This window comes from uncultured Neisseria sp. (genome assembly GCF_951230505.1).
Classification (GTDB): Bacteria; Pseudomonadota; Gammaproteobacteria; order Burkholderiales; family Neisseriaceae; genus Neisseria.
Map to the genome: position 1 here is coordinate 1 of NZ_CATNVN010000132.1, position 5,054 is coordinate 5,054.

General features: G+C 47.0%; 5 protein-coding genes. 1 reads left to right on the forward strand and 4 read right to left on the reverse strand.

Features of this window, described 5'->3' with window-relative positions; translation table 11 throughout:
• Positions 1-181 precede the first annotated feature (181 nt).
• The 3 genes from der to hisS form a co-directional block, all read right to left on the reverse strand.
• Positions 182-1,639 (reverse strand): ribosome biogenesis GTPase Der, encoded by a 1,458-nt coding sequence (gene der, locus Q1M25_RS07955; protein ID WP_049331367.1) that lies wholly within the window; start codon positions 1,637-1,639, stop codon positions 182-184.
• Between the two features lie 141 nt (positions 1,640-1,780).
• Complete coding sequence (locus tag Q1M25_RS07960; protein ID WP_300483711.1) at positions 1,781-2,410, reverse strand: tetratricopeptide repeat protein; 630 nt, start codon at positions 2,408-2,410, stop codon at positions 1,781-1,783.
• On the reverse strand, positions 2,411-3,706 hold the full coding sequence (gene hisS / locus Q1M25_RS07965; RefSeq protein ID WP_300483714.1) for a histidine--tRNA ligase: 1,296 nt from the start codon (positions 3,704-3,706) through the stop codon (positions 2,411-2,413).
• A 257-nt stretch (positions 3,707-3,963) separates the two neighbouring features.
• On the opposite strand from hisS, the gene Q1M25_RS07970 reads away from it, so the two are divergent.
• On the forward strand, positions 3,964-4,470 hold the full coding sequence (locus tag Q1M25_RS07970) for a hypothetical protein (protein WP_300483716.1): 507 nt from the start codon (positions 3,964-3,966) through the stop codon (positions 4,468-4,470).
• A 55-nt stretch (positions 4,471-4,525) separates the two neighbouring features.
• On the opposite strand, the gene Q1M25_RS07975 is transcribed toward Q1M25_RS07970, so the two are convergent.
• Positions 4,526-4,828, reverse strand: coding sequence for a hypothetical protein (locus Q1M25_RS07975; RefSeq protein ID WP_300483718.1), 303 nt, complete (start codon positions 4,826-4,828; stop codon positions 4,526-4,528).
• Positions 4,829-5,054 lie beyond the last annotated feature (226 nt).

Genomic DNA, 5,054 nt, shown 5'->3' on the forward strand with positions numbered 1-5,054 from the left:
CAGCAATAAGGGAACTTCCCGTCAAACCGACTGTTTCATTTCCATATTCACAACAATTCCAAATTCAAATTGGATGTTTTTTTAAATTCGGCAAACCCTATCGAAAATATGCCATGAAGTTCTAACAAGCTGTTTTTCATTATAAAAAGGCCGTCTGAAACTGTTCAGACGGCCTTTGTGCTTATTTGCTGAATTGTTTTTTCACGCTGACTTTGGTTTTTTTCTTGAAGCGGTTTTTCTCTTCCTTGCGGCCTTCGCGTTTCTCAATACGGTTGCTCAGGCTGACACGGCGCAACGGTTTTTTCTTCGGTTTATCTTCCGCATTTTCATACGGGTTTTCCGAAACATTGTATTGAATTCTGAGCGGCGTACCTTGCAGATTGAAGGCTTTACGGAACGTTTGGGTCAGATAACGTGTGTAGCTGTCAGAAATGGCGTGCAGCGAATTGCCGTGTACCACAATCACCGGCGGATTCATGCCGCCTTGGTGGGCATAACGCATTTTCGGACGCACCAAACCAGCGCGCGGCGGCTGTTGACGCTCGATAGCGCTTTGCAATACGCGCGTGATTTTCGGCGTCGGCATCTTAATCATCGCCGCGTTGTAGGCAGCCTGAATGCTTTCAAACAAACCGTCTATACCGCGTTCTTTCAACGCAGAAATAAAGTGGAACTTAGCAAAATCAAGGAAATACAGTTTACGGTTGATATCGCGTTTCACTTGCTCGCGGCGCTCTTCGCTGATGCCGTCCCATTTATTGACCGCCACCACCAAGGCACGGCCTGCTTCCAATGCGAAACCTGCAATCGTCGCATCTTGATCGGCGATATCTTGTTGCGCGTCCAACACCAAAACGGCAACGTTTGCCGCTTCAACCGCCTGCATGGCTTTGATAACAGAGAACTTTTCCACCGCTTCATCCACTTTGCCGCGACGGCGCACACCTGCGGTATCGATGATGGTAAACGGTTTGCCTTCACGTTCAAAATCGATATGGATACTGTCGCGCGTCGTGCCTGCCATATCGAAGGCAATCACACGCTCTTCGCCGAGGATGGCGTTAACCAGCGTAGATTTGCCGACGTTCGGACGGCCGATTACAGCAAAAACAGGATGTTTCGCTTCTTCCTCTTCCTTTTCAGGCTCTGGGAAGGTTTCCAAAATATCTTCAATCAGATAATACACGCCATCGCCGTGCGCACCTGAAATAACATAAGGGTCGCCCAGGGCAAGTTCGTAGAACTCGGCGGCAAGCACGGCCCTATTGCCGCCCTCGCCTTTATTCACCGCCAAATAAACAGGGCGCGGACTTTGGCGCAAACGGTCGGCAATGATTTTATCTTGCGGTGTCAAACCGGTGCGACCATCCACCAAAAACACAACCGCATCGGCTTCATCGACAGCCTGCAAGGTTTGTTTTGCCATTTCGTGCAAAATGCCGCTGTCCACAACCGGCTCAAAGCCGCCGGTATCGATGACCAAATAAGGTTTGCTGCCGACTTTGCCATGACCGTAATGTCGGTCACGCGTCAGGCCGGGCAGGTCATGCACGAGCGCGTCTTTGGTGCGCGTCAAACGGTTGAATAAGGTAGATTTGCCGACATTGGGGCGGCCGACAAGCGCGATGGTTGGTTTCATGATTGAGTCTTTCTGTGTCAAGTGCCGCCTAAAAACGGGAGCGGAACACAAGCAGGTGTTTTAAAAACACGGTTGATAAGGATAAGTGTAGGCCGTCTGAAAAGTCATTGCAACTTCAGACGGCCTTGATTTCAAACAAACTTATTTCAAGCTGTCGATTTTCATTTGCAGCAATTCGCGGCCTACTGCGGTTTGCGGCATTTTGCTCAAAGCAGCTTCGTAACTTTGTACGGCTTCTTTGGTTTTATTTTGGGCAACGTAAACATCGCCTTTGGTTTCCAGCATCAAAGGCTCGAAATCAGCCTCAACCTGAGTATTCAGGGCATTGATGGCGGCATCGTATTTTTTCTGCTGCAACAGGACAACGCCCAAACGCTGTGCCGCCAAAGCTTGAACCAGCGGTGCGTTTTGGTTTTTCAGTACCCAATTCAAATGACCTTCCGCCACATCATAACGGCCGGCATCAAACTCGGTCGCCGCCACCATCAAAGTAGCTTGGGCTGTCGAAATGGAATCAGGATAGTTTTTTTGCAATTCGGCCAAATCGGCGTTGATGGCCTTTTGGTCGGTTTTTTGCTGCGCCTTTTCCACCATTTGCGCCAATACGGCGGCGGCTTCCTGATCTTTTGAAGTTTTTTGGCCTTGGTAAATGGTGTAACCCAAATACCCCAAAGCCGCCACAATCAGCAAGGCAAAGATCCAACGGCCAGTGCGTTTCCAAAAATATTTAAAGTTGTCTAACTCTTGTTGTTCTTCCAAATGGGCTGCCATTTATGCGTTCTTCCATTGTTGTAAAGTGTCTGTCAAATCAGCGGCGGCAACGGTTTTCTGTTCGTGTTTGCCCTGCATATCTTTCAGGGTAACCGTACCGTTTGCCAGCTCATCCTGAGCCACAATCAGGGCAAAGCGTGCGCCACTGTTGTCTGCTTTTTTCATTTGCGCTTTCAGGCTCTGATAGCCGGAATGTTGCATCACATTGAAACCTTGTGCGCGTAGAGCTTGCGCGTATTTCATTACCTGCAAGTCCGCACCTTCGCCTTGGTGCATTGCATAGACATCAGGCGCAGCGTTCACTTCCAGAGAGCCGTATTCACTCACCAAAAGCAGCAGGCGCTCAATACCCATTGCAAAGCCGATAGACGGTGCAGGCTTACCGCCAAGTTCTTCAATCAAACCATCGTAACGGCCGCCGCCGCACACAGTCGCCTGCGCGCCGAGTTTGTCGGTCGTCCACTCAAAAACCGTCTGATTGTAATAATCCAAACCGCGGACCAAGCGCGGATTTTCAATATATTGAATACCCAAACCGTCCAACATCGCCTTGAAGCGTACATAGTGGTTTTGCGAAGCCTCGCCCAAGTAATCCACCAAACGCGGCGCCGCGTTGCAGATTTCCTGCAAATCAGGGTTTTTCGTATCCAAAACGCGCAAAGGATTGGTTTTCAGACGGCGTTTGCTGTCTTCATCCAGTTGCGCCTCATAGCGGGTCAAATATTCAACCAATGCCGCACGGTGTGCCGCGCGTTCCTCACGGTTGCCCAAGCTGTTGATTTCCAAAGTCAGGTATTCGCGAATACCCAATTTTTCCCACAAGCCGGCAGACATCGCGATGATTTCCGCATCAATATCCGGACCTTCAAAACCCAAAGCCTCGATACCGACCTGATGGAACTGACGATAACGGCCTTTTTGCGGACGCTCGCGGCGGAACATCGGCCCCATATACCACAGCTTTTGCGGGCTGTTGTACAGAAGGTTGTGTTCGACCACAGCACGCAGACAAGAAGCCGTACCTTCAGGGCGCAGGCTCAAACTCAAAGAATCGTTTGAATCGGAGAAGGTGTACATTTCCTTGCCGACCACATCGGTTTCCTCGCCGATAGAGCGGACAAACAAACCGGTTTGCTCGACAATCGGCGTACGGATTTGCTGGTAGCCGTAAGCGCGTGTCCAGCGACCGACCGTATCTTCAAACGCCTGCCAAAACGCAGCCGTCAGTTTGAAATCTTTTTGTTCGACAGGTAAAAGGTCGTTCATACCTTTTACAGATTGAATTTTTTGTGCCATTTCAATATGGGATAAGCGAAAATCAAATAGTTGGGCATTATAGCTGATTTTTAAGGGTTTGTGAGGTTGGGAACAAATCAAAAGGCCGCCTGAAAATCGGTTTTCGCATTCAGACGGCCTGTAAAGCAGATTGCAGAATCACATTCAATGATTCCAATCCTTCCCTTGCTTTTCAACTTAAATTTCTTAAAAATATATTCAATATAGATTCAATGCCGTTATACTTGGATTCTTTTCATCTCGTCCCTATGCACATCATGAAAACACTACGCTCTCTTTTTGTTATCGGCTTGTTAACTACTATCTTCCCCTCCCAAGCGACGGCTGCAAATAACGCCACAAATAATCAAGCAAAAATAGATTTAGTCAAAAAAGTTTATCTGTCTAAAGTGGATTTAGGCTCTGAACACAATCGTGTTACCACGCCTGAACTACAAAAAATCATCCGACAATTCAATAAATTCAACACAAATATCCGTAAGCAACCCGATATGGAGATGGGATGTGACATGCCGATACATTACTACTTGGGCTTTGACCAGGATCATCCTGACAACTTCCATAAAACCTTACAAATCAAGGTCACTTCTCCCCATACCGTCCGGGCAACATTTAAACAATTTGACGGCCATAGGGTCGGTGCAGATTTCACGTTGAAATGTACAGAAAACCGTTGTTTGATAGATGATTTTAAGATGATTGGCGATCAAACCAGCATCAAAACCGATTACAAACTTGTTTTGCGCAAACAAAAATGTGAGTGAGCCAACAAAACAAAAGGGCTGCCCAAACAAATGGAGCAGCCCTTTGATTTTGAAATCAAGGTCGTGAAGGATGCGGATTTAAGCGGACAGGCGGCAAATTAGGTTTCCCGTATTGGGAAACAGCTTGTCTGCCTGAAGCTGCTTTTCCTGACTGCATGACGCCGCTATCGTTACGTATTGGATGTACTGCATACTCGTCTTGATTTAATTGTGAAACTTCTTCATTTACTTCATGCTCTACCACAAGTTCATACTCATTATCGTATGCCTTATTCTTACCGAGCCGAACTTCCCCTCCCGCCATAGCGGATACAGAAAACGCGGATAACATGATGATTATGCGGATTTCTTTCTGCATGATATTCTCCTTTTCTCAAATATTGCTTCTTTATCATTTATTTAATTTATGCCACAAAAGCAAGTTCCAAAGAAACCAGTTTCTTTGGTCGTTTGAAGAATCTATTTAAGCACAAAACCTGCATCAATACATATCCGTTATTAGAAGTTTATTTTCCATATAAACAAGGCCGTCTGAAAAAATCCTAAAAACCGAGTACAATCCGCCGCATGAAAAAACGTACCAA